The organism is Tatumella ptyseos (assembly GCF_030552895.1).
In the GTDB taxonomy this organism is placed as follows: Bacteria; Pseudomonadota; Gammaproteobacteria; order Enterobacterales; family Enterobacteriaceae; genus Rosenbergiella; species Rosenbergiella ptyseos_A.
This window is the reverse complement of record NZ_CP130649.1, coordinates 2,520,951-2,545,512: the sequence shown is the minus strand read 5'-3', so window position 1 is coordinate 2,545,512 and position 24,562 is coordinate 2,520,951. Positions and strand designations below refer to the sequence as shown.

The following is a 24,562-nucleotide window of genomic DNA, read 5'->3' as shown; positions in this document are numbered from 1 at the left end:
CTAGGCCTCGTGGCGGCAAAAAACCATTTCATCATCAGTACTGCGTTGGGCGTCGAAGAAATACCCTTCCATATCAAATTCAGTTAATTTCTCTGGCTGAGTGATCTTATTTTCGATAATAAATCGACACATCATCCCACGCGCTTTCTTAGCGTAGAAACTGATCACCTTAAACTTTCCATTCTTCTCATCAAGAAAAACCGGTTTAATCAGTTTCGCTTTCAATTTTTCTGGGGTAACCGCTTTAAAATACTCATCAGAGGCTAAGTTAATCACCCATTTCTCGTGTTGTGCTTTGATATGCTGATTGAGTTGCTCAGTAATGGTTTCTCCCCAAAAGGTGTAAAGGTCTTTCCCGGCTTTATTGGCAAGTTTAGTCCCCATTTCCAACCGGTAAGGTTGCATTAAATCCAGTGGGCGTAATACACCGTATAGTCCTGACAGCATTCTTAAATGTTGCTGAGCAAATTGGATGGCCTCTGGCGAAAGTTGATCCGCTTGCAGGCCGGTATAAACATCCCCTTTGAAGGCGAATAGGGCTTGGCGAGCATTCTCGGGAGAGAAAGGCGTCGACCATTGATTAAAGCGGTCAGCATTCAAGTGCGAAAGTTTATCGCTGATCTTCATCAGAGAGGCGATTTCAGCGGGTGAAAGCTTTTTAGCAATATCGATCAATTGCTGGGAATGGTCGAGTAACGCTGGCTGAGTATAATCGGAGACCGGAACCGGCGATTCAAAGTCCAGGGTTTTCGCTGGAGAAATAAGCATTAGCATAACGAGATCCTCAGTCTGTATCGGTGTCAGTTGACAATATTCTGCAAGTGTAACAAATAAGTTGCACAAATCGACAAATGGCTCTGATACGAACAAGCTATGGTAAGGGTAAGTAATACTATTTTATTTCGGAAAACGAGCATTCTTGTTTATTCCTGCGGATAACGAGACTTACTTTCTCCCTGCGCTTGCGTGTCTGAGCGCGCGTGATATTATCGAAACAGGCTTTTAACACTTACTGTCAAACAGAAGAGAAGCAAAATATGACCGACAAACTCACATCACTGCGTAACTTGACAACCGTTGTAGCCGATACTGGCGATATTGAAGCAATGAAGCTTTACAAGCCACAAGATGCAACGACCAACCCTTCACTGATTCTGAACGCAGCGAAAATTCCTGAGTACCGCCGCCTGATTGATGAGGCAATCGAATGGGCTCGTAAACAAAGTAACGACCGCGAAGAGCAGATTGCTCTGACTTCAGACCGTTTGAATGTAAATATCGGTCTTGAAATCCTGAAGTTAGTTCCAGGCCGTATCTCAACTGAAGTGGATGCACGTCTTTCTTACGATACCGAAGCAAGCTTGGCGAAAGCCCGTAGCCTGATTAAGTTATATAACGATGCAGGTATCAGTAACGATCGTGTACTGATCAAACTGGCGTCAACCTGGCAGGGTATTCGTGCTGCTGAGCAGTTAGAAAAAGAAGGTATCAACTGTAACCTGACCCTGTTGTTCTCCTTTGCCCAAGCACGTGCCTGTGCTGAAGCGGGTGCCTATCTGATCTCTCCATTCGTAGGTCGTATCCTAGACTGGTACAAAGCGAATACGGATAAGAAAGAGTACGCGGCGCATGAAGATCCAGGTGTCGTTTCTGTTACTGAGATCTACAACTATTACAAACAACACGGTTATGAAACCGTTGTAATGGGAGCTAGCTTCCGTAACGTAGGCGAAATTATCGAACTCGCTGGCTGTGATCGCCTGACCATTTCACCTGCGCTGCTCAAAGAGCTGCATGAGTCTGAAGGTGAGTTAGAGCGTAAACTAAGCTACAGCGGCGAAACTAAAGCGCGTCCAGAGAAAATGACAGAATCTGAGTTCTATTGGGAGCACAACCAAGACCCAATGGCTGTCGCAAAACTTGCTGAAGGAATCCGTAACTTTGCGGTTGACCAAGGCAAATTAGAAAAAATGATCGAAGAACTGCTGTAATCTTCCTCTCCGCGGCGAATAGGCCGCGGTTTTTTTTCCTCTCTAAGAAGTGTTATGACCTCACTACGTATTGGAATAGTTTCCATCTCCGATCGCGCCTCGCAAGGTATTTATCCCGATAAGGGTTTACCTGCCTTGGCAGAATGGTTAGAACAGGCGATCACTACCCCTTATCATCTTGAACAGCGTCTTATTGCTGACGAACAAGCGCTAATTGAACAGACGTTATGCGAACTGGTCGATCATCAAGAATGTCATTTAGTGTTGACCACGGGAGGAACCGGGCCAGCCTTACGCGATGTGACACCAGAAGCGACTCTCGCGGTTGCTGACCGAGTAATGCCAGGGTTCGGTGAGCAGATGCGTCAAATCAGCTTACATTATGTTCCAACGGCAATACTTTCTCGACAAGTCGGCGTGATCCGTGGACAAGCTTTGATCCTCAATCTTCCCGGTCAACCAAAATCAATCAAGGAAACGCTTGAGGGAGTAAGGGATGAGCAAGGGAAAATTCTTGTTACGGGGATATTTGCCAGTGTGGCTTACTGTTTACAGCTGCTGAATAGTCCGTGGTTAGATACGGATAAAGCAGTGGTTGATTCGTTTCGCCCGAAAAGTGCCCGACGTTCCCCTGAGGGTTAAGAGACTACTTTCGAGATCCTTAATTCTATTAATGAGTTTATCCAGATATAGTCGAAGCAACCCTTAGTCATGGAGAGGCTTCGTCTATGCAGCAAACCGTAATTCCCTCGCGCTCCTTAACGCGACATGATATCAAAACCTTAGCGTTAGCCGCCGTGGGCGGGGCGCTAGAATTCTACGATTTTGTTATATTCGCCTTTTTCGCGTTAGTAATCGGCGAGCGCTTTTTTCCAGCAGATCTTCCTGACTGGTTACGCCAGCTTCAAACCTTCGCCCTCTTCGCGGCAGGCTACCTTGCCCGGCCATTAGGCGGTGTTATCCTCGCTCATTACGGCGATAAATTAGGCCGTAAGAAAACCTTCACTCTTAGTATTTTAATGATGGCATTGCCCACGACAGTGATGGGGTTGCTACCCGATTACGCATCAATAGGGATTGTCGCCCCTATTACGATGTTGTTGTTACGGGTATTACAAGGTGCGGCAATTGGTGGAGAGGTCCCCGGAGCGTGGGTATTCGTGTCTGAGCACGTTCCAAGTTCTAAGGTCGGCGTCGCCTGTGGTTTGCTTACGAGTGGCCTTACTCTCGGTATTATTCTCGGTTCACTGATTACACAATGTCTAACCTATCTATTGCCATCTGGGCTTTTAGCCGATATCGGATGGCGTATTGCTTTTCTAATTGGTGGTGGATTTGGCTTAATGGGAATGTTTCTGCGACGTTGGTTACACGAGACGCCGGTTTTTTTGGCCATGCAGCAACAGCGCCGTCAGACTCAATTACCCATCAAAACGCTTTTCCTCTCTTATCGCCCAGCACTGTTTTTTTCGACCATTCTAACGTGGCTATTAGCAGCTGCCATTATTGTGTTGATCCTGATGGCCCCCGTATTGTTCCAAAAATGGTTTGCTATCTCTGTTGCACAAAGCCTACAGGCGAATACGTTCGCGACCTGTATGTTAATGCTGGGTTGTGTAGGCGGGGGTATTGCGGCGGATAAGTGGGGAATGACCAAAAGCTTAATTGTCGGCTGTCTACTGCTTGTCATGGCAATACTAGGACTTTTTTACTGCCTAAATTTTGCCCCCTCTCTATTCTTTATCGCTTATGGAATAGTTGGGTTGATGCTTGGGGTATTGGGAATCATACCGGCGATAATGGTAGTGGTTTTCCCACCACAGGTGAGATTTACCGGATTAGCCACAGCCTATAACCTGGGTTATGCCTTGTTTGGCGGACTGACTCCGTTGTTTATTACTCTACTTATGCCTTACAACAGGCAACTCCCGGCGCTTTATTTATTGACCCTTTGTGGGACTGTTATCGTTAGTTGCCTTATTTTCAAACGTGGACGGCAGCGTTTTTCTGAAAAAAAGTAAAATTTTTTTAGTTTATCCCTTGATGCTCGGTAAACCGCCCCCATCTGGTAACTATCGAAAGTTATCAACGAAAAAAAACTGAGATCGACGTCTTGAAAATGACTTAACAGGCCGCATCTATAGTTTATAACCGAACAAAACAGAATTTACGTGGGAGATGTTTATAATGGGTAAGATTATTGGTATTGACCTTGGTACAACCAACTCATGTGTTGCCATCATGGACGGCGCAAAAGCGCGCGTTTTAGAGAACGCAGAGGGTGATCGTACCACTCCATCAATTATTGCTTATGCGCAAGACGGTGAAACCTTAGTGGGCCAACCTGCTAAGCGCCAAGCAGTAACCAACCCGCAAAATACCTTATTTGCAATTAAGCGCTTAATCGGTCGTCGTTTCCAAGACGAAGAAGTGCAACGTGACCTGAAAATCATGCCTTACCAAATCGTGTCTGCCGATAACGGCGACGCATGGCTAGACGTGAAAGGCCAAAAAATGGCACCACCACAAATCTCTGCTGAAGTTCTGAAAAAGATGAAGAAAACAGCGGAAGACTACCTAGGTGAGCCAGTGACTGAAGCCGTTATTACCGTACCGGCATATTTTAACGATGCGCAACGTCAAGCGACTAAAGATGCTGGCCGTATCGCAGGGTTAGAAGTTAAGCGTATCATCAACGAACCTACTGCAGCAGCGCTAGCCTATGGCTTAGACAAAGGTGAAGGTAACCGTACTATCGCGGTTTACGACTTAGGTGGTGGTACTTTTGATATCTCAATCATCGAGATCGACGAAGTTGACGGCGAAAAAACTTTCGAAGTATTAGCAACCAATGGTGATACTCACTTAGGTGGTGAAGATTTCGATAGCCGTATGATTAACTACTTAGTTGCCGAGTTTAAGAAAGAGCAAGGTATCGATCTGCATAACGATCCTTTAGCGATGCAACGTCTGAAAGAAGCGGCTGAGAAAGCAAAAATCGAGCTTTCTTCTGCACAACAAACTGACGTTAACCTGCCATACATCACCGCTGATGCGACAGGTCCTAAGCACTTAAACCTAAAAGTAACGCGTGCGAAATTAGAATCTTTAGTTGAAGATTTAGTTGCTCGCTCTATCGAGCCATTGAAAATTGCATTACAAGATGCTGGCCTGTCTGTTTCAGATATTAACGACGTCATCTTGGTCGGTGGTCAAACACGTATGCCACTGGTTCAAAGCAAAGTTAAAGATTTCTTTGGTAAAGAGCCACGTAAAGACGTGAACCCAGACGAAGCCGTTGCCGTCGGTGCAGCAGTACAAGGTGGTGTCTTAGCGGGTGACGTTAAAGACGTATTATTGCTGGATGTTACGCCATTATCTCTAGGTATCGAGACAATGGGCGGCGTGATGACCTCACTGATCAGCAAAAATACCACGATCCCAACTAAGCACAGCCAAGTGTTCTCTACGGCAGAAGACAACCAATCTGCGGTAACCATTCATGTGCTGCAAGGTGAGCGTAAGCGTTCAGGTGATAACAAGTCACTTGGCCAGTTCAACCTAGACGGTATCCAAGCCGCACCACGTGGTATGCCACAAATCGAAGTAACCTTTGACATCGATGCGGATGGTATCCTGCACGTTTCTGCTAAAGATAAGAATAGTGGAAAAGAGCAAAAAATTACCATTAAAGCCTCTTCTGGTCTGAACGATGAAGAAGTCGAAAAAATGGTACGTGATGCAGAAGCGAATGCTGAATCTGACCGTAAGTTCGAGGAACTGGTACAGACTCGCAACCAAGGTGATCAGATTGTTCACAGCACTCGTAAGCAATTGGAAGAAGCAGGCGATAAGCTGTCTGCAGACGACAAAGCGCCTATCGAGACTGCACTGACTGAGCTGGAAACAGCACTGCGCGGTGAAGATAAAGCTGAGATCGAAGCGAAGATCCAAGCCTTAGGCGAAGTCTCTGGCAAACTGATGGAACTGGCTCAGCAACAACAGCAAGCTCAATCAGGTCAAGCCGAAGGTGCTGCTCAGCAAGACAACGATGCCGTTGATGCTGAGTTCGAAGAAGTCAAAGATAAAAAATAATTGCCCATGACCGGGCTCAATACGGTAAAACTGTATTGCTAACCAGCACGGGCGTAGGAGTTTCTCCACGCCCGTGCTCTCATGTTAAGGGCAAGATCGATGGCAAAGAGTGATTATTACGAGATTTTAGGCGTATCCAAATCAGCGGATGAGCGTGAGATCAAAAAAGCATACAAACGCTTGGCAATGAAGTTTCACCCGGATAGAAACCCGGGAAGTGCAGAAGCTGAAGAGAAGTTTAAAGAAGTCAAAGAAGCTTATGAAATCCTCACCGATGATCAGAAGCGTGCTGCCTATGACCAATATGGCCATGCTGCTTTTGAGCAAGGCGGAATGGGCGGTGGTGGCTTTGGCGGCGGCTTCGGCGGCGGCGGTGCAGATTTCGGTGATATCTTCGGTGATGTTTTCGGTGACATTTTCGGTGGCGGTCGTCGTCAGCGCGCAGCGCGTGGCTCCGATTTACGCTACAACATGGAGCTAACGCTAGAAGAGGCTGTCCGTGGCGTCACCAAAGAGATCCGTATCCCTACGTTACAAGAGTGTGAAAAATGTGATGGTAGCGGTGCGAAGGCAGGCTCTAAGCCCCAAACCTGTTCGACCTGTCAAGGTGCGGGCCAAGTACAAATGCGCCAAGGCTTCTTCGCGGTGCAGCAACCTTGTCCAACCTGTCAAGGACGTGGCACGATCATTAAAGATCCTTGTAATGCTTGCCATGGACACGGCCGTGTAGAGAAATCTAAAACACTATCCGTGAAGATTCCTGCAGGTGTTGACACCGGTGACCGTATTCGCTTGAGTGGCGAAGGCGAAGCGGGTGAGCAGGGTGCTCCGGCTGGGGATCTGTACGTTCAGGTGTCTGTTAAAAAACATGCTATCTTCGAACGCGAGGAAAGTAACCTTTTCTGCGAAGTCCCGGTCAATTTTGCCATGGCAGCTCTAGGTGGGGAAATTGAAGTCCCAACACTGGATGGCCGTGTCAAACTAAAAATCCCTGCAGAAACCCAAACTGGGAAGCTGTTCCGTATGCGCGGTAAAGGGGTTAAATCGGTTCGTGGTGGCGCAGTCGGTGATCTTCTCTGTCGTGTTGTGGTAGAAACCCCTGTGAAGCTTAATGAGAAGCAGAAGCAGCTACTGCAAGAGCTAGGTGAATCATTAGGTGGACCTGCAGGCGATGCCAACAGCCCACGCTCTAAGAGCTTCTTTGATGGTGTGAAAAAGTTTTTTGATGATCTAACTCGTTAGTCGTCTTACTGACTCACACGTCTTATCTACCCCATAGGTTGGTTTCCGATCTATGGGGTTTTTTACGGATAAGCAAGATGGCGTTATGAAGTCAGATGAGATCGGCGTAATAAAACCGGGAAGTGTTGAGCGATTGATGAAGCAAAGAAGGGGAGAGTAGAAACAAAAAAACCGACCAGAGGTCGGCTTTTTAAAGAACATCAACGAGTGGCGATTAAGCCATTTTGTTGATTTGTGCAGTCAAGTTAGCTTTATGACGTGCAGCTTTGTTCTTGTGGATCAGGCCTTTAGCAGCTTGACGGTCCACGATTGGTTGCATTTCGTTAAATGCGTTTTGTGCAGCTTGCTTGTCGCCAGTCGCGATTGCAGCGTAAACTTTCTTAAGGAAAGTACGCATCATAGAGCGACGGCTAGCATTGTGTTTGCGACGCTTTTCAGATGTTACCGCGCGCTTCTTAGCTGATTTGATATTAGCCAAGGTCCAACTCCCAAATTAGTTCTTTATGGACAAATCAAAGGTCGAGGACTATGCCTTTTGTCCCTTCGTTTGTCAATGGATTTGTGCAAATAAGCGTCGCTTACATCGCGGCGCTCGGTTACGTAATTGATGGCGCAGGATTCTAACAGTTTCCCTCCCTTGAATACAGTCTTTCGCAACAAAATTGTGCGGAATTTACACCCAAGGAGGATTAACAGGATAAAAACACTAAAACTAGTGCGTAAAGCAGACATCAACGGGTTAATTTTGAACGCTGAACAAGGTATAATCGGGCATTTTCAGCAAATCGAGTTTGCCATGAAGTTTATCCGTGGGCTACATAATCTCACTCAGCATCAACAAGGTTGCGTTCTGACGATTGGAAACTTTGATGGCGTACATCGGGGGCACCAAGCTTTGCTGCGCCATTTACGGCAAGCGGGTTCACACCGACACCTACCGGTTGTGGTAATGGTTTTTGAGCCTCAACCTCTTGAGCTCTTTCAACCTGAAGTGGCCCCTGCAAGGTTAACGCGCCTGCGTGAGAAATTAGAGAATTTAGAGAAGTTTGGTGTTGACGAAGTGGTCTGCATCAACTTCGATCAAGATTTTGCGAAACTTACCGCAGAGAACTTTATCAGTGAACTCTTGGTGAAGAGGCTGAATGTGAAACTACTCGCAATTGGCGACGATTTCAGATTTGGCGCTGGTCGGCGCGGTGATTTCCTGTTATTACAACAGGCAGCAAAGCAATATGGTTTCGATGTCGTCAGTACCGAAACCTATATTGAGCAAGGTAAACGTATTAGTAGTACCGCCGTGCGTCAGGCGTTAGCTGACAGCGATTTTTCTCAGGCAGAAATTTTACTCGGTCGTCCTTGGTCCATCACAGGGCGTGTGGTACATGGCGATGCATTAGGCAGAACTTTAGGGTTCCCAACCGCGAATATACCGTTAAAACGTCGGGTTAACCCGGTAAAAGGCGTTTTTGCAGTAGAAGTTTACGGGGTCGGTGAACAACCTATTGCTGGGGTCGCTAATATCGGGACTCGACCTACAATTCAAGGTATTCGTCAACAACTTGAGGTCCATCTGCTTGATACAAAGCAAGACCTTTATGGAAAACGAATCCAAGTAGTGATTAAACATAAAATACGTGATGAGCAACGATTTGCATCCTTAGACGCGTTGACGCAACAAATTGCGCAGGATGTGGAAACGGCCAGAAATTATTTCGTTCAACGAACAACGGTGTAATCCCGAAACCTGGAACTAAAATCTAATGAGTGACTATAAATCAACCCTGAATCTTCCTGAAACAGGTTTTCCAATGCGTGGCGATTTAGCAAAAAGAGAACCAGACATGCTTAAGCGTTGGTACGCAGATGATCTTTACGCGACCATTCGCGCAGCGAAGAAAGGGAAAAAGACATTTATTCTGCACGACGGCCCTCCGTATGCAAATGGTAATATCCATATTGGTCACTCAGTTAATAAAATCCTTAAAGATATTATCGTGAAATCTCGCGGTATGGCGGGCTTCGATGCGCCTTACGTTCCAGGCTGGGATTGTCATGGTCTACCGATCGAGCACAAAGTTGAACAAATGATCGGTAAACCAGGCGAAAAAGTGACTGCAGCGGAATTTCGTCAAGCATGTCGTGATTATGCTGCTGAGCAAGTCGAGGGACAAAAGAAAGACTTTATTCGCTTAGGTGTTCTCGGTGACTGGGATCGCCCTTACCTGACGATGGATTTCAAAACAGAAGCCAATATCATTCGCGCGTTAGCGAAAATCATTGGTAATGGCCACCTTCATAAAGGGGCTAAACCTGTTCAATGGTGTTTAGATTGCCGTTCAGCGTTAGCAGAAGCCGAAGTTGAGTATTACGATAAAACTTCACCCTCTATCGATGTGATGTTTAACGCGGTAGATGCGGACGCGGTTGCAGCAAAATTTGGTACAGTAGCCGATGGCCAAGCGATTTCACTCGTTATCTGGACCACGACACCTTGGACTTTACCTTCTAACCGTGCCATCTCATTAAATGCTGAATTTACTTATCAGCTACTTGAGGTTAATGGCCAACGTATCATTTTAGCGAAAGATTTAGTTGATACGGTGATGGCTAAAATTGGGGCAGAAAGCTGGCAAGTATTAGGCGAATGCCAAGGTGAGGTATTAGAGAACCAGCGTTTCCAACACCCATTCCTTACCTTGGATGTCCCAGTGTTATTAGGTGACCACGTTACGCTAGATGCCGGTACCGGTGCTGTACATACCGCACCCGGACACGGTCCAGAAGACTACGTGATCGGTCAAAAATATGGGATTGAGACGGTTAACCCTGTTGGCGGTGACGGCTGCTATCTACCGGGTACCTACCCAGGTCTGGACGGCATCAATGTGTTTAAAGCTAACCCATTAGTGATCGATATTCTGCGTGAAAAGGGTGCGTTACTGCATCTGGAAAATCTTCACCACAGCTATCCACACTGCTGGCGCCATAAAACACCGGTTATTTTCCGTGCAACGCCACAATGGTTTATCAGCATGGATCAGAAAGGACTGCGCGCGCAATCCTTAAAAGAGATCAAAGGGGTACAGTGGATCCCAGATTGGGGCCAAGCGCGTATAGAATCTATGGTAGAGAATCGCCCTGACTGGTGTATTTCACGTCAAAGAACGTGGGGCGTGCCGATGTCACTGTTTATCCATAAGCAGACGGGGGCAATCCATCCAGACACCTTAGCGTTAATGGAAAAAGTGGCCTTACGTGTTGAACAAGACGGTATTCAAGCATGGTGGGATCTAGATAGTGCCGACCTACTCGGTAGCGATGCGGACGACTACGAGAAAGTGCCTGATACTCTGGATGTTTGGTTCGATTCAGGATCGACCAGCTGTAGCGTTGTCGATGTGCGCCCTGAATTCAACGGGCACAGCGCTGACATTTATTTAGAAGGTTCAGATCAGCACCGTGGCTGGTTTATGTCATCGCTGATGATCTCCACCGCAATTAAATCGAAAGCGCCTTACCGTCAGGTCTTGACCCATGGTTTCACCGTCGATGGGCAAGGCAGAAAGATGTCTAAATCAATTGGTAACACGGTAAGTCCACAAGATGTTATGGATAAACTCGGCGCGGATATCCTGCGTTTATGGGTCGCCTCTACTGACTATTCTGGTGAGATGGCGGTTTCTGACGAAATCCTAAAACGCTCGGCGGATGCGTATCGTCGTATTCGTAATACGGCGCGCTTCTTATTGGCTAACTTAACCGGTTTTAACCCAGAAACGGACAAGGTTGCCCCGGAAGAGATGGTGGTCGTGGATCGTTGGGCAGTCGGCCGTGCGTTAGCGGCACAACAAGATATCATTGCTTCTTATGAGAAATATGATTTCCATGAAGTGGTACAACGGTTAATGCATTTCTGCTCAGTAGAAATGGGATCGTTCTATCTCGATATTATTAAAGATCGTCAATATACCGCTAAGGCTGATGGTCTCGCTCGTCGTAGCTGCCAAACCGCGCTATGGCATATCGTTGAAGCGCTGGTTCGTTGGATGGCACCTATACTCTCCTTTACGGCTGACGAAATCTGGGGACACTTAGCAGGTGAGCGTGAAAAATATGTCTTTACTGAAGAGTGGTACCAAGGATTATTTGGCTTAGCCAATGATGAGCCGATGAACGACGCCTACTGGGATCAGTTGTTGAAAGTCCGTAGCGAAGTGAACAAGGTTATCGAACAAGCACGTTCAGATAAAAAAGTGGGGGGAGCCTTAGAAGCCTCTGTTACCCTCTTTGCTGAATCTGAATTGGCTGCACGCCTACACGCCTTAGGTAATGAGTTACGCTTTGTATTGCTAACTTCGGAAGCACAAGTTGCTGATCTCGCAGCAGCCTCAGATGAAGCGGTTCAGAGCGAACAAGTTAAAGGGCTCCGTATTCTGCTTGGTAAAGCGCAGGGCGAGAAATGCCCACGCTGCTGGCACTACAGCAATGATATTGGTGCGAACCCTGAACAGGCACAAATTTGTGGCCGCTGCTATAGCAATGTGGCAGGAAACGGTGAAGAGCGTAAGTTTGCCTAATGAAAAAATCTTTATGTTCGACTGGGCTACGTTGGTTATGGGTGATGGTACTGGTTATCGTCGTTGATTTATCCAGTAAATACTGGGTGATGACCTCGATGCAACTTCATGAGTCCCGTGCTCTGATACCGTTCTTTAACCTCTTTTATGCGCATAACTATGGTGCAGCATTTAGCTTTCTAGCGGATAAGGGCGGTTGGCAGCGTTGGATGTTCGCGGCCATTGCCGTCGCAATTGCTGTCTCCTTACTGCTAATGATGTATCGTAGCCGTGCTGAACAAAAACTGGCTAATATTGCTTACGCAATGATTATCGGTGGAGCGCTAGGGAACCTTTTTGACCGTGCATGGCACGGTTTTGTTGTCGATTTTATCGACTTCTATATTGGCGATTGGCATTTCGCGACCTTTAACATCGCCGACTGCGGTATCTGTGTGGGGGCCGCACTGATCGTGCTAGAAGGTTTCCTGCCTAAGCCGCAGGCCGATTCAGCTGAGGATAAATCATGAGTGAGCGTATCGTTACGGCGGACAGTCGCGTAGTGGTGGAACTCGTGCTTACCCTATCTGATGGGTCAGTAGCGGAATCGACCAAAGCGAACAAAAAACCGGCTCTACTCACCTTAGGTGATCAGTCTCTTTCTCCAAAGTTAGAGGCTGAATTACTTGGGTTATCAGTGGGGTGCCAACATAAATTTAACTTAGCGGCAGAAGATGCGTTTGGCGAGAGTAATCCTGATCTGGTGCAATACTTTTCACGACAATCCTTTATGGAAGCGGGTGAACCAGAAGTCGGGACCATTATGCTCTTTAGCGCGATCGATGGTAGCGAGATGCCAGGTATCGTGCGTGAGATTTCCGGTGATTCGGTTACCGTCGACTTTAATCATCCGTTAGCAGGTCAAGACATCACCTTTGATATTGAGATTATTGATATCAATCCCGTGATGGAGGAACAGAATGAAAATCTTACTGGCTAATCCACGTGGATTCTGTGCTGGCGTTGATAGGGCGATCAGTATTGTTGAACGCGCCTTAGAAATGTATGGTGCTCCGATCTATGTGCGTCACGAAGTCGTTCATAACCGTTATGTCGTAGAAGGGTTGCGTGAACGCGGTGCGATCTTTATTGAGGAGATCAGCGAGGTACCAGATGGTGCCATTCTCATTTTCTCTGCGCACGGCGTTTCGCAAGCGGTACGGGCTGAAGCGAAAGCCCGCCAACTGACTATGCTATTTGACGCAACCTGTCCGTTGGTAACTAAGGTACATATGGAAGTGGCTAGAGCTAGCCGCAAAGGGACCGAAGCGATTTTAATTGGTCACGCTGGGCATCCTGAGGTGGAAGGCACCATGGGACAATACAGTAACTCGGAAGGGGGAATGTATTTGGTAGAGTCACCTGACGATGTTTGGAAACTGACGGTTAAAAATGAAGCTAACCTCTGCTTTATGACTCAAACGACCTTATCGGTGGATGATACCTCGGATGTGATTGACGCCCTACGTCAACGTTTCCCTCTGATTATTGGGCCACGCAAAGATGATATCTGTTATGCCACGACCAATCGCCAAGAGGCCGTTCGGCAGTTGGCAGATGAGGCTGACGTGGTATTAGTTGTCGGTTCTAAAAATTCTTCAAACTCTAACCGGTTGGCTGAGTTAGCACAACGCGCAGGTAGACTCGCTCGACTTATCGATAGCGCCGATGATATTGATCCGCAGTGGTTAGAGAACATTAGCTGTGTGGGCGTCACGGCGGGGGCATCTGCTCCTGATATTCTGGTCCAACAGGTCATTACACGCCTGATGGAGCATGGTGGTGAACCGGCAATCGAGCTTTCGGGAAGAGAAGAGAATATATTCTTTGAAGTCCCTAAAGAGCTTCGAGTTCCAGTAAAAGAAGTGACTTAATGCGCGTCCTTCGCGATCGAAACCAGCTCCCTCAGAGCTGGTTTTTTTTGGCCTAAATATCTCTTTCATGGCTAATTTACGCTGGAGTTAGCCTAGTAGGCCCGTTATGCTGAGGAGAGAAAATAATAGAGATAGGGTTTTTGTTATGGCTGCAACACGTATTGCTATCATCGGCGCATCTGGCCGCATGGGGAAACAATTAATCGAAGCGGTTCACGCCGATGATTCTGTTCAACTGGGTGCAGTAATTGTGCGCCAAGGCTCATCACTGAAAGGATGTGATGCCGGCGAGTTAGTCGGTGTCGGCTCATTGGGTATCGCAGTCGCTGATGATATTCATCAGGTCATCGACGATTTTGACGTTTTGATCGATTTTACTCGCCCGGAACTGACCCTCGATCTCTTAAAACTTTGCCGTCAGCATCAGAAATCAATCGTTATTGGCACCACAGGATTTGATGAGGCAGGTAAGCAACAGATCGCTGAAGCGGGTCAAGCAATCCCTGTCGTCTTCGCTGCTAACTTCAGCGTCGGCGTCAACCTTATGCTGAACCTATTGGATCAGGCTGCTAAGGTGATGGGAGACTACACCGATATTGAAATCGTCGAAGCACATCACCGCCACAAAGTCGACGCTCCTTCCGGTACGGCGTTGGCAATGGGTGAAGCGATTGCGACGGCGATGGATTGGTCGCTGGATGAGCATGCCGTTTATGCGAGAGAGGGAATTACCGGCGAAAGAAAGGCAGGTACTATTGGTTTTTCAACGATTAGAGCAGGAGATATCGTTGGCGAGCACACGGCTATTTTTGCGGATATCGGTGAGCGAATAGAGATAACCCACAAGGCTTCCAGTCGAATGACCTTTGCAAAAGGGGCAGTAAAAGCTTCATTATGGTTAAGTGGTAAGAAACCACGTCTTTACTCAATGAAAGATGTGTTAGGATTCTAATATAAATTAAAAATAATTAATTTCATCTCTCTGATATATCGGTGTTTTTTTTAAAGAATGCCGATTTTAAAAAATGATCGTAATTTATTTTATTTTGTCGGTTATTTATCTGTTTTTCCTGTTTTTTATTTTACCAAATGGTCCACTTTTTCTACCTTTCTGGTTGTTTTGTAACCTTTCAAGGTGATTGCCGTATTTTTTCGTCTAATTCTTTCTCAGCAAACGTTTTTTTAGACTAGATAAGATCTCTTTTTATCGTGAAGGGCGGTGAATTGCGATGAAAGGCGTAAAAAAAATAAATTAATTACTCTTCAGTATAGACATCAGCCCTAGGGATCATTAGAATGCCGCCAATTTGCCAAAATCCAGATAGGCAGGCATTTTTGCATTGATTTACTCGTACTGATTGAATTAATATGCATGAACAGTGACTATTTATTCCCTGGAGGAAGTTTTGACTAAGTCAGCAATTTTGGTTCTGGAAGACGGAACCGAGTTTCACGGCCGGGCGATCGGCGCATTGGGATCGGCAGTCGGAGAGGTCGTTTTCAATACATCAATGACCGGTTATCAAGAAATCCTTACTGATCCTTCCTACTCCCGCCAAATCGTCACTCTCACTTATCCTCATATTGGTAATGTCGGTACTAACCCAGCCGATGCAGAAGCTTCTTCCGTTCATGCGCAAGGTTTGGTTATTCGTGACCTACCTCTGATTGCCAGTAACTATCGCAGCACCAGCGATTTATCGTCCTACTTAACACAACACAATATTGTAGCGATTGCGGATATCGATACCCGTAAGCTGACCCGTCTTCTTCGCGAAAAAGGTGCACAAAATGGCTGCATCGTTGCAGGGGATAACCCAGATGTTGCCCTGGCGCTAGAAAAAGCGAAAGCGTTCCCAGGTCTAAAGGGGATGGATTTAGCAAAAGAGGTCACCACTTCTGAACGCTACTCGTGGAAGCAGGGAAGTTGGACACTGGAAAATGAGCTCCCAGATGCGCGTGATGAGTCCGAGCTGCCTTGGCATGTTGTCGCTTACGATTTCGGAGCGAAACATAATATCTTACGTATGCTAGTGGACCGTGGCTGTAAGCTGACCGTCGTACCGGCACAGACCTCAGCAGAAGAAGTCCTGGCCCTAAATCCCGATGGGATTTTCCTGTCTAACGGCCCAGGGGATCCAGAGCCTTGTGACTATGCGATCAGCGCCATCCAAGCGTTTCTTAATACAGACGTTCCCGTGTTTGGTATCTGCTTAGGGCATCAACTGCTGGCATTAGCGAGTGGTGCGAAAACGGTAAAAATGAAGTTGGGCCACCACGGTGGTAACCACCCAGTAAAAGACTTCGACAATAACGTTGTTATGATAACTGCACAAAACCACGGATTTGCGGTGGACGATCAGCAACTGCCAGAGTGCTTACGAGTGACCCACCGTTCACTGTTCGACCATACCGTGCAAGGTATTCATCGTACTGATAAGCCAGCTTTCAGCTTCCAAGGTCACCCAGAAGCGAGCCCAGGCCCGCATGATGCAGCACCGTTATTCGACCACTTTATTGAACTTATCAATGCTTACCGCGGCGCTAAAGCGTAATCAGGAGAGAAGCAATGCCAAAACGTACTGACCTCAAATCTATCCTGATCTTAGGTGCTGGCCCGATTGTTATCGGTCAAGCCTGTGAATTCGACTACTCGGGTGCGCAAGCTTGTAAAGCGTTACGTGAAGAAGGTTATCGGGTTATTTTGGTTAACTCCAACCCGGCGACCATCATGACTGACCCAGAGATGGCCGATGCGACTTACATTGAGCCGATCAACTGGCAAGTCGTGAGAAAAATTATTGAAAAAGAGCGTCCGGATGCCGTATTACCGACTATGGGCGGTCAGACGGCACTGAACTGTGCATTAGAGCTTGAACGTCAAGGTGTCCTTGAAGAGTTTGGCGTCACCATGATTGGGGCGACGGCAGACGCGATCGATAAAGCCGAGGACCGCCAGCGTTTTGATAAGGCGATGAAAAAAATCGGTTTAGACACCGCACGTTCCGGAATCGCACACACCATGGAAGAGGCCTTAGCGGTCGCTGAAGAGGTTGGCTTTCCTTGTATCATCCGTCCTTCATTCACTATGGGCGGTACGGGAGGCGGGATTGCCTATAACCGTGAAGAGTTTGAAGAGATCTGTGAGCGTGGCTTAGATCTTTCACCGACCAATGAATTACTGATTGATGAATCGCTAATTGGTTGGAAAGAATATGAAATGGAAGTGGTACGTGATAAAAACGATAACTGCATCATTGTCTGTTCGATTGAAAACTTCGACGCTATGGGGATCCATACTGGTGACTCGATCACTGTTGCGCCAGCCCAGACGCTAACCGACAAAGAGTATCAAATCATGCGTAACGCCTCGATGGCGGTATTACGTGAGATTGGTGTGGAAACGGGTGGCTCCAACGTTCAATTCTCAGTTAATCCTGAAAATGGTCGCTTGATCATCATTGAAATGAACCCACGCGTGTCGCGCTCCTCTGCGTTGGCCTCTAAAGCAACCGGCTTCCCGATTGCAAAAATTGCGGCCAAACTGGCGGTCGGCTACACCTTAGATGAGTTAATGAATGATATTACCGGTGGACAAACTCCGGCATCTTTCGAACCCTCTATCGACTACGTTGTTACCAAAATTCCTCGCTTCAACTTCGAGAAATTTGCAGGAACGAATGACCGTCTGACAACGCAAATGAAATCTGTTGGCGAAGTGATGGCGATAGGCCGTACCCTACAAGAATCCATGCAAAAGGCATTACGTGGACTTGAAGTTGGAGCGACTGGCTTTGACCCGAAAGTGGATGCTGATGACGTTGAAGCCTTAACCAAAATCCGCCGCGAACTGAAAGATGCCGGTGCAGACCGTATCTGGTACGTTGCCGATGCGTTCCGTCACGGTATGTCGGTTGAAGGCGTGTTTAACCTAACCAACATTGACCGTTGGTTCTTGGTACAAATTGAAGAGCTGGTACGCCTTGAAGCACAGGTTACTCGTGGCGGCGTTCAAATTCTTACCGCTGACTTCTTACGTCAACTTAAGCGTAAAGGATTTGCTGATGCACGCTTAGCGACCTTAACCGGTGTCGCCGAAGCGGAAATTCGTAAGTTACGTCAACAATACAATCTCTATCCTGTTTATAAGCGTGTCGATACCTGTGCGGCTGAGTTTGCGACAGATACGGCGTATATGTATTCCACTTATGAAGAAGAGTGTGAAGCACAGCCAGACAGCGATCGTGAAAAGATCATGATTTTAGGTGGTGGCCCGAACCGTATCGGTCAAGGGATCGAGTTTGACTACTGCTGTGTACACGCGGCGCTAGCATTACGTGAAGACGGCTACCAAACGATTATGGTCAACTGTAACCCTGAAACGGTGTCCACAGATTACGACACGTCTGACCGTCTCTACTTTGAACCGGTAACTTTCGAAGACGTATTAGAAATCGTCCGCATCGAAAAACCGAAAGGGGTTATCGTACAGTATGGTGGGCAAACGCCACTCAAATTGGCACGAGCTTTAGAAGCGGCTGGTGTGCCGGTGATTGGTACTAGTCCTGACGCCATTGACCGAGCGGAAGACCGTGAGCGTTTCCAACAAGCGGTTGACCGTCTAGCGTTAAAGCAACCAGCAAATGCGACAGTGACTGCACTCGAGCAAGCTGTTGAGCGCGCGGCGAGTCTTGGCTATCCACTAGTGGTTCGTCCTTCTTACGTCCTCGGTGGTCGTGCGATGGAAATTGTTTACGACGAGCAAGACCTCAAGCGCTACTTCCAAACGGCAGTATCGGTGTCGAACGATGCGCCTGTTTTACTTGACCGCTTCTTGGATGATGCGGTTGAAGTCGACGTTGATGCGATTTGTGACGGCGAACGCGTGCTAATTGGCGGTATTATGGAGCACATCGAGCAAGCTGGGGTTCACTCCGGTGACTCAGCATGTTCTTTGCCAGCTTATACGCTTAGCAAAGAGATCCAAGACGTTATGCGTAAGCAAGTTGAACAACTGGCCTTCGAACTTAATGTTCGAGGTTTGATGAATGTTCAATTCGCGGTTAAAAATAACGAAGTTTATCTCATTGAGGTTAACCCGCGCGCCGCACGTACTGTTCCTTTTGTCTCGAAAGCGACAGGCGTACCGCTAGCGAAAGTTGCAGCGCGTGTGATGGCTGGGAAAACCCTGGCAGAACAAGGCGTGACTGAAGAGGTTATTCCTCCTTATTACTCGGTAAAAGAAGTGGTACTTCCCTTCAATAAATTCCAAGGCGTTGACCCAATTCTAGGGCCAGAAATGCGCTCTACCGGGGAAGTGATGGGTGTTGGACGTACCTTTGCTGAAGCCTTCTCAAAAGCCATGCTGGGTGCGCAAGCCACCATGAAAAAGCAAGGTCGTGCCTTACTTTCGGTACGTGAAGGGGATAAAAAACGTGTTGTCGATTTAGCGGCAAAATTAGTGAAATTCGGCTTTGAGTTGGATGCGACACACGGTACCGCAGTTGTCTTGGGTGAAGCGGGTATTAACCCTCGCCTTGTGAATAAGGTACATGAAGGTCGTCCGCATATCCAAGACCGTCTGAAAAATGGTGAGTACGCTTATATCGTTAACACTACCGCCGGACGTCAGGCTATCGAAGATTCACGCTTAATTCGCCGCAGCGCATTACAGTACAAAGTGCACTACGACACCACGATGAATGGTGGATTCGCTACGGCGATGGCACTGAATGCTGATCCTACGGAGCGTGTTATCTCAGTGCAAGAAATGCATGCTGAGCTAAAAGCTTAAGCCCTATGATAACGGCCTCGTAATGAGGCCGTTTTTTTACCTGATTTTTCCTATTACTTCCTCTCGACTATCTTCACGCCTTCTCGTATTATTGCGCGTCTTTTATGCAGAGAGTGCGACTATGTTAAGCCTTATTGCCGCGATGGCAACTGACCGTATTATCGGTAATGAAAATCAAATGCCTTGGCATCTTCCCGCCGACTTCGCTTGGTTTAAACAGCAAACTCTGGGTAAGCCTATTATTATGGGGCGCAAAACGTTTGAGTCGATTGGTCGGCCGCTTCCGGGCCGAAAAAACATTGTAATCAGTCGTCAGGCGCAACCTGCCCAAGAAAATATTTTTTGGGTAACCTCTATCGAAGAGGCAATTGCGAGTGCCGCGGAGGCAGAAGAAATTATGGTTATTGGTGGGGGGAATCTCTATCAGCAGCTATTGCCTCAGGCACAAAAACTGTACTTGACCCATGTGGACGCTGAGATTGAAGGGGATACTCAATTCCCTGAGTATGATCCTGACCAGTGGGAGTCGGTTTTCAGCGAATTTCGGGATGCAGACGAGGCCAATCACTATGGCCTCTGTTTTGAAATTTTAGAACGTCGTGCTTAACCGCTGACAGGTTTATTCATCGGCTTTCTGCTGTGCAGAAGGCTGATGAAAATAGCGGCCATCCTCCCAGCGTAGCATCGTTAATGCGCCTCCCCAGCAACAGCCGGTATCGAGACCAATAACATTACTCGGAGTGCCTTTCCCTTCAAGTGACGCCCAATGCCCAAATACAATGGTAAAGTCCTCGGATAATTGCCGCGGAATATCGAACCAAGGTCTTAATGGGGGGGTCGCCTCTTCAGGTTTCTCTTTACAGATCATATCCAACTGACCGCCAGGAAAACAGTAGCGCATCCGCGTTAAGGCGTTAGTACTAAAACGCAAACGTGCCAAGCCGCTGAGGTTTTCAGACCAATTATTCGGCATGTCTCCATACATGGCATCCAGTAAGAGTGGGTAACTATCACTCGCTAACACTGCCTCAATATCCGCTGCACAACGCTGAGCGGTGTCTAAATCCCACTGCGGCGTAATTCCCGCATGTGCCATGATCAGCTGCTTTTTGTGATCGATTTGCAGTAATGGCTGGCGGCGCAACCAGTTAATTAACTCGTCGCAATCCTTAGCTTCAAGGAGGGGTTGTAGGCGATCTTTAGACTTATTTTTGCTCACACCAGCATAGACTGCCAGTAGATGAAGGTCGTGATTACCCAGTACCAGCCGTACTGAATCACCGAGAGATTTAACCTTTCGTAGAACCTTCAACGAATCTGGGCCACGAGCAACTAAGTCACCCGTCAGCCAGAGTTCATCCTGAGCCGGATCAAAAGCAACTTGCTCCAATAATTGGCAGAATTCTTGGTAGCAGCCGTGTATATCACCGATTAAATAGGTACTCATAATCACCCTTTGAGAAATATGATGCTTAGTGCAGGACGCCCTCGACGGCTAAGAGAAATAATGGGATGGGGGCGTTGAACTCACTACCATCCTCATTACGCATCAGGTAATGGCCTTGCATCGTACCCACTGGGGTTTCAAGCATTGCGCCGCTAGTATATTGGAATCGCTCGCCTACCTGTAACCTTGGCTGCTTACCTATGACGCCTTCGCCTTCCACCTCAGTGGTTTTATTATTACCGTCAGTAATTAGCCAATAACGTTCAAGCAGCTGCATCGGCTGATCGCTGTGGTTCTCTATAGTAATAGTGTAGGCGAATTGGTACTGATTGGCATCCGGCGCCGAGTGCGCCGGAAGATAATGAGTGGTTACGCTAATCGATAGGGCGGTAGTTTCCGACATTATTCCTCGCGAGTTTGCTGGGGAGGGTGCGCAGTTAACCATTGTGCTAGCTGACAATATTGTGCAACGGTGACATTTTCTGCACGAAGTGTGCCGCTAATACCAAGTTCATCGAGGACCTCGGTGGAGAATAGATGGCCTAGGCTATTGCGCAATGTTTTACGGCGTTTTCCAAATGCTTCTAAGGTAATACGTCCTAATACACGCACATCAACCTCAGGATAAGGTGATTGTTGATGAGGAACTAAGCGTACGACAGCAGAATCCACTTTTGGGGGCGGCGTAAAGGCATGAGGAGGCACTTCAAGTACCGGAATGACTTGGCAATAGTATTGTGCCATAACGGTTAAGCGGCCATAGGCTTTGCTATCAGGGCCAGCGACTAAACGGTTAACCACCTCTTTTTGCAGCATAAAATGCATATCTTTAATTGCTTTAGTAAAGCTGAAAAGATGGAACATCAAAGGCGTTGAGATGTTATAGGGTAAGTTACCGAATACTCGTAAAGGTTGTCCCTTTTGCTCGGCGAGTTCACCGAAGTTAAAGGTCATCGCATCTTGTTGAAAGATGGTTAGCTTTGGCCCTAAAAAAGGGTGTGTTTGTAGACGGGCGGCAAGATCACGGTCTAGCTCAACAACAGTGAGCGCATCAAGGCGCTCGCCGACAGGCTCGGTTAGGGCGCCTAAGCCAGGGCCAATCTCGACCATGGCGTCTTGTTTAGTCGGATGGATAGCGGCAACAATACTCTCAATAACATAGCTGTCATTGAGGAAGTTTTGTCCAAAACGTTTACGGGCAAAGTGCCCCTGATGTACGCGATTATTCATTACTACTCTTAATCATAGTGATAGCAAGGCGAAGTGCAGTGATAAAGCTGCCAGTATCCGCCTGATGTGTCCCGGCTAAGTCGAGGGCGGTGCCATGATCGACTGAAGTCCGGATAAAAGGTAAACCGAGAGTGATATTCACGGCGCGGCCAAATCCTTGATACTTTAGGACTGGTAGGCCTTGATCATGATACATAGCCAATACCGCATCCGCCTGTTGCAAATATTTCGGTTGAAATAGTGTATCGGCTGGAAGGGGGCCGCTTAATTTCATGCCTTGTTGACGTAATTCCGCTAATACCGGTTCAATCACTTCAATCTCTTCTCGTCCCATATGACCATTTTCGCCGGCATGAGGGTTTAGCCCACTGACTAGAATATGGGGAGTAGCTAGGCCAAATTTACGGCACAAGTCAGCGTGCAAGATAGTGATGACCTCGCGTAAGCTTTGCTGAGTAATCGCAGCAGCGACATCTTTCAATGGGAGGTGTGTCGTAGCGAGGGCAACGCGCAGTTCTTCTGTTGCTAGCATCATCACGACTCGTGGCGTCAGTGACCGTTCAGCGAAAAATTCAGTGTGACCGGTAAAAGGTATCCCCGCATCGTTGATTACGCCTTTATGTACCGGCCCTGTTACCAACGCATCGAATTCGCCCTGTAGATTCCCGTCACAAGCACGCGCGAGTGAGTTCAAAACATACTCACTATTAACCGCATTGAGTTGCCCAGGCTGTGTCGCAGCAGGTAAGGGAATCGCGCAAAGCGTTAAGCTACCAGCCGCTTGAGGCCGTGCGGGCTCATGAGGTTGATAAGGTTGCAAAGTGAGGGGTAAGCCGAGTATTTCAGCACGTTGCATGAGTAACGCGTGGTCAGCACAGACAACGAGTTCGACAGGCCAAGACTGTTGTGCCATTTGCACAATCAGGTCAGGGCCAATCCCGGCGGGTTCGCCGGGAGTGATAGCAATACGCGGGGTATTAGCCATTAGAGTCTAAGATTTTAACATAAGCGGAGGCGCGTTCTTCTTGCATCCAGCTTTGGGCTTCTTCCGCAAACTTACGATTGAAGAGAATACGATAAGCTCTATCTTTCTCTGCCTCATCAGTCTTATCCACTTGGCGAGTCCCCAGCAGTTCGATGAGGTGCCAGCCGAAAGATGAACGTACGGGTTGGCTTAGCTTATTGGGTGATAAGTGCATCAACGCGTCACGGAAAGCAGGATCATAAATCGTTGGAGACGCCCAACCTAAATCACCACCTTGGTTCGCTGAACCTGGGTCATCAGAGTTTTGACGCGCCGCATTCGCAAAGGTAGTCTTTCCACTGCGGATATCAGCAGCAATCTGTTCAATCTTAGCCCGTGCTTGGTCGTCGTTCATGATAGGTGACGTTTTTACTAAGATATGGCGAGCATGCACTTCGGTGACCGATACATTTTTGCTCTCGCCCCGCATATCATTCACTCTGATGATATGGAAGCCGACACCTGAACGGATTGGACCGACGATATCCCCTTTTTGTGCAGTACTTAAGGCTTGGCTGAACAAGGAAGGAAGCTCTTCAATTTTCCCCCAACCCATATTCCCGCCTTTTAGTGCTTCAGGCGAAGCAGAATAGGTGACGGCCATTTTACCGAAGTCAGCACCACCGCGTAGCTCACCAATCAATTTTTTAGCCAGATCTTCTTCATCATCAACTTGCTGCTGGGTTGGATTCTCAGGAAGAGGAAGCAAGATCATGCTCAGATTCATTTCGGTGCCTGGCACGTTTTGTGCGGCGACTTGCTTCGCTAACGTATCGACTTCTTGCGGCAGAATAGTGATACGACTACGTACTTCATTATTTCTGACCGCAGCGATCGTCATTTCATGGCGGATTTGCGTGCGATAAGTAGCGTAGTTCATCCCATCGTAGGCCAGTCGACTACGCAGTTGGTCGAGCGTCATATGGTTCTGCGCAGCGATGTTCTGAATCGCTTCATCAACTTCTTGATCGCTAATCGTTACGCCTGCGCGCTGACCTTGTTGCATGATAATGCTATCCATGATCTGACGCTCTAAAATCTGGTGGCGTAGCGTAGCATCGTCTGGCAGTTGTTGGCCTGCTTGACGAGCTTGGCTCTTCACCGAAGACATCATGTTATCAACATCGCTTTCTAGTACTACACCATTGTTGACAACGGCTGCAACTTTATCGATGACTTGAGGCGCGGCAATAGCATGACTTGCATTCGCCATTAAAGCGCCGAGCATCAGGAGTTTCCAATTCTTCAT

21 protein-coding genes are annotated in these 24,562 nt (G+C 47.5%); 14 read left to right on the top strand and 7 right to left on the bottom strand.

Features of this window, described 5'->3' with window-relative positions:
- Entirely contained in the window at positions 1-774 is a 774-nt protein-coding gene (gene yaaA / locus QJR74_RS12095) for a peroxide stress protein YaaA (RefSeq protein ID WP_304372085.1), read from the bottom strand.
- 263 nt (positions 775-1,037) lie between these two features.
- Here yaaA and tal point away from each other — a divergent pair, with 263 nt between their 5' ends.
- From tal to dnaJ, 5 genes are all read left to right on the top strand, one after another.
- Positions 1,038-1,991, top strand: coding sequence for a transaldolase (tal, locus tag QJR74_RS12090; RefSeq protein WP_304372084.1), 954 nt, complete (start codon positions 1,038-1,040; stop codon positions 1,989-1,991).
- A 54-nt stretch (positions 1,992-2,045) separates the two neighbouring features.
- Positions 2,046-2,633 (top strand): molybdopterin adenylyltransferase, encoded by a 588-nt coding sequence (gene mog / locus QJR74_RS12085; protein WP_304372083.1) that lies wholly within the window; start codon positions 2,046-2,048, stop codon positions 2,631-2,633.
- Positions 2,634-2,719: 86 nt separating this feature from the next.
- On the top strand, positions 2,720-4,012 hold the full coding sequence (locus QJR74_RS12080) for an MFS transporter (RefSeq protein WP_304372082.1): 1,293 nt from the start codon (positions 2,720-2,722) through the stop codon (positions 4,010-4,012).
- A 166-nt stretch (positions 4,013-4,178) separates the two neighbouring features.
- The gene (gene dnaK, locus QJR74_RS12075) at positions 4,179-6,086 is read left to right on the top strand and encodes a molecular chaperone DnaK (protein WP_304372081.1); all 1,908 of its coding nucleotides are present in this window, start codon (positions 4,179-4,181) and stop codon (positions 6,084-6,086) included.
- A 99-nt stretch (positions 6,087-6,185) separates the two neighbouring features.
- Positions 6,186-7,328: a molecular chaperone DnaJ gene (gene dnaJ / locus QJR74_RS12070; RefSeq protein WP_304372080.1), complete on the top strand. Its 1,143-nt coding sequence runs from the start codon at positions 6,186-6,188 to the stop codon at positions 7,326-7,328.
- A 214-nt stretch (positions 7,329-7,542) separates the two neighbouring features.
- On the opposite strand, the gene rpsT is transcribed toward dnaJ, so the two are convergent.
- Positions 7,543-7,806: a 30S ribosomal protein S20 gene (gene rpsT, locus QJR74_RS12065; protein ID WP_048911476.1), complete on the bottom strand. Its 264-nt coding sequence runs from the start codon at positions 7,804-7,806 to the stop codon at positions 7,543-7,545.
- Between the two features lie 318 nt (positions 7,807-8,124).
- Here rpsT and ribF point away from each other — a divergent pair, with 318 nt between their 5' ends.
- The 9 genes from ribF (at position 8,125) to folA (ending at position 20,219) form a co-directional block, all read left to right on the top strand.
- The gene (gene ribF / locus QJR74_RS12060) at positions 8,125-9,063 is read left to right on the top strand and encodes a bifunctional riboflavin kinase/FAD synthetase (RefSeq protein ID WP_304374038.1); all 939 of its coding nucleotides are present in this window, start codon (positions 8,125-8,127) and stop codon (positions 9,061-9,063) included.
- 25 nt (positions 9,064-9,088) lie between these two features.
- On the top strand, positions 9,089-11,905 hold the full coding sequence (gene ileS / locus QJR74_RS12055) for an isoleucine--tRNA ligase (protein ID WP_304372079.1): 2,817 nt from the start codon (positions 9,089-9,091) through the stop codon (positions 11,903-11,905).
- The gene (lspA, locus tag QJR74_RS12050) at positions 11,905-12,414 is read left to right on the top strand and encodes a signal peptidase II (protein ID WP_304372078.1); all 510 of its coding nucleotides are present in this window, start codon (positions 11,905-11,907) and stop codon (positions 12,412-12,414) included. The genes ileS and lspA overlap by 1 nt, the downstream gene beginning before the upstream one ends.
- Complete coding sequence (gene fkpB, locus QJR74_RS12045) at positions 12,411-12,884, top strand: FKBP-type peptidyl-prolyl cis-trans isomerase (protein WP_304372077.1); 474 nt, start codon at positions 12,411-12,413, stop codon at positions 12,882-12,884. The genes lspA and fkpB overlap by 4 nt, the downstream gene beginning before the upstream one ends.
- Entirely contained in the window at positions 12,865-13,818 is a 954-nt protein-coding gene (ispH, locus tag QJR74_RS12040) for a 4-hydroxy-3-methylbut-2-enyl diphosphate reductase (RefSeq protein WP_304372076.1), read from the top strand. Before fkpB ends, ispH begins: the two co-directional genes overlap by 20 nt.
- A gap of 145 nt (positions 13,819-13,963) precedes the next feature.
- On the top strand, positions 13,964-14,770 hold the full coding sequence (gene dapB / locus QJR74_RS12035) for a 4-hydroxy-tetrahydrodipicolinate reductase (protein WP_304372075.1): 807 nt from the start codon (positions 13,964-13,966) through the stop codon (positions 14,768-14,770).
- Positions 14,771-15,224: 454 nt separating this feature from the next.
- On the top strand, positions 15,225-16,373 hold the full coding sequence (gene carA / locus QJR74_RS12030) for a glutamine-hydrolyzing carbamoyl-phosphate synthase small subunit (protein ID WP_304372074.1): 1,149 nt from the start codon (positions 15,225-15,227) through the stop codon (positions 16,371-16,373).
- A gap of 14 nt (positions 16,374-16,387) precedes the next feature.
- Positions 16,388-19,612: a carbamoyl-phosphate synthase large subunit gene (gene carB / locus QJR74_RS12025; RefSeq protein ID WP_304372073.1), complete on the top strand. Its 3,225-nt coding sequence runs from the start codon at positions 16,388-16,390 to the stop codon at positions 19,610-19,612.
- Between the two features lie 121 nt (positions 19,613-19,733).
- On the top strand, positions 19,734-20,219 hold the full coding sequence (folA, locus tag QJR74_RS12020) for a type 3 dihydrofolate reductase (protein WP_304372072.1): 486 nt from the start codon (positions 19,734-19,736) through the stop codon (positions 20,217-20,219).
- 12 nt (positions 20,220-20,231) lie between these two features.
- Here the strand turns inward: folA and apaH are convergent, their stop codons facing one another.
- The 5 genes from apaH to surA are packed head-to-tail and all read right to left on the bottom strand — an operon-like array spanning position 20,232 to position 24,562.
- The gene (gene apaH, locus QJR74_RS12015; RefSeq protein WP_304372071.1) at positions 20,232-21,059 is read right to left on the bottom strand and encodes a bis(5'-nucleosyl)-tetraphosphatase (symmetrical) ApaH; all 828 of its coding nucleotides are present in this window, start codon (positions 21,057-21,059) and stop codon (positions 20,232-20,234) included.
- A 25-nt stretch (positions 21,060-21,084) separates the two neighbouring features.
- Positions 21,085-21,462 (bottom strand): Co2+/Mg2+ efflux protein ApaG, encoded by a 378-nt coding sequence (gene apaG, locus QJR74_RS12010; RefSeq protein WP_304372070.1) that lies wholly within the window; start codon positions 21,460-21,462, stop codon positions 21,085-21,087.
- Positions 21,462-22,289 (bottom strand): 16S rRNA (adenine(1518)-N(6)/adenine(1519)-N(6))-dimethyltransferase RsmA, encoded by an 828-nt coding sequence (gene rsmA, locus QJR74_RS12005; RefSeq protein ID WP_304372069.1) that lies wholly within the window; start codon positions 22,287-22,289, stop codon positions 21,462-21,464. The genes apaG and rsmA overlap by 1 nt, the downstream gene beginning before the upstream one ends.
- Entirely contained in the window at positions 22,282-23,274 is a 993-nt protein-coding gene (gene pdxA / locus QJR74_RS12000) for a 4-hydroxythreonine-4-phosphate dehydrogenase PdxA (protein WP_304372068.1), read from the bottom strand. Before pdxA ends, rsmA begins: the two co-directional genes overlap by 8 nt.
- Positions 23,267-24,562: a peptidylprolyl isomerase SurA gene (gene surA, locus QJR74_RS11995; protein WP_304372067.1), complete on the bottom strand. Its 1,296-nt coding sequence runs from the start codon at positions 24,560-24,562 to the stop codon at positions 23,267-23,269. Before surA ends, pdxA begins: the two co-directional genes overlap by 8 nt.

Excerpts from the sequence above, each read along its gene's own strand:
- pdxA (WP_304372068.1), bottom strand. The coding sequence starts at position 23,274 with ATGGCTAATACCCCGCGTATTGCTATCACTCCCGGCGAACCCGCCGGG.
- lspA (WP_304372078.1), top strand. The coding sequence starts at position 11,905 with ATGAAAAAATCTTTATGTTCGACTGGGCTACGTTGGTTATGGGTGATG.
- yaaA (WP_304372085.1), bottom strand. The coding sequence starts at position 774 with ATGCTAATGCTTATTTCTCCAGCGAAAACCCTGGACTTTGAATCGCCG.
- mog (WP_304372083.1), top strand. The coding sequence starts at position 2,046 with ATGACCTCACTACGTATTGGAATAGTTTCCATCTCCGATCGCGCCTCG.
- folA (WP_304372072.1), top strand. The coding sequence starts at position 19,734 with ATGTTAAGCCTTATTGCCGCGATGGCAACTGACCGTATTATCGGTAAT.
- tal (WP_304372084.1), top strand. The coding sequence starts at position 1,038 with ATGACCGACAAACTCACATCACTGCGTAACTTGACAACCGTTGTAGCC.
- dnaK (WP_304372081.1), top strand. The coding sequence starts at position 4,179 with ATGGGTAAGATTATTGGTATTGACCTTGGTACAACCAACTCATGTGTT.
- surA (WP_304372067.1), bottom strand. The coding sequence starts at position 24,562 with ATGAAGAATTGGAAACTCCTGATGCTCGGCGCTTTAATGGCGAATGCA.
- ribF (WP_304374038.1), top strand. The coding sequence starts at position 8,125 with ATGAAGTTTATCCGTGGGCTACATAATCTCACTCAGCATCAACAAGGT.
- fkpB (WP_304372077.1), top strand. The coding sequence starts at position 12,411 with ATGAGTGAGCGTATCGTTACGGCGGACAGTCGCGTAGTGGTGGAACTC.
- QJR74_RS12080 (WP_304372082.1), top strand. The coding sequence starts at position 2,720 with ATGCAGCAAACCGTAATTCCCTCGCGCTCCTTAACGCGACATGATATC.
- apaH (WP_304372071.1), bottom strand. The coding sequence starts at position 21,059 with ATGAGTACCTATTTAATCGGTGATATACACGGCTGCTACCAAGAATTC.
- dapB (WP_304372075.1), top strand. The coding sequence starts at position 13,964 with ATGGCTGCAACACGTATTGCTATCATCGGCGCATCTGGCCGCATGGGG.
- rsmA (WP_304372069.1), bottom strand. The coding sequence starts at position 22,289 with ATGAATAATCGCGTACATCAGGGGCACTTTGCCCGTAAACGTTTTGGA.
- ispH (WP_304372076.1), top strand. The coding sequence starts at position 12,865 with ATGAAAATCTTACTGGCTAATCCACGTGGATTCTGTGCTGGCGTTGAT.
- dnaJ (WP_304372080.1), top strand. The coding sequence starts at position 6,186 with ATGGCAAAGAGTGATTATTACGAGATTTTAGGCGTATCCAAATCAGCG.
- carB (WP_304372073.1), top strand. The coding sequence starts at position 16,388 with ATGCCAAAACGTACTGACCTCAAATCTATCCTGATCTTAGGTGCTGGC.
- ileS (WP_304372079.1), top strand. The coding sequence starts at position 9,089 with ATGAGTGACTATAAATCAACCCTGAATCTTCCTGAAACAGGTTTTCCA.
- apaG (WP_304372070.1), bottom strand. The coding sequence starts at position 21,462 with ATGTCGGAAACTACCGCCCTATCGATTAGCGTAACCACTCATTATCTT.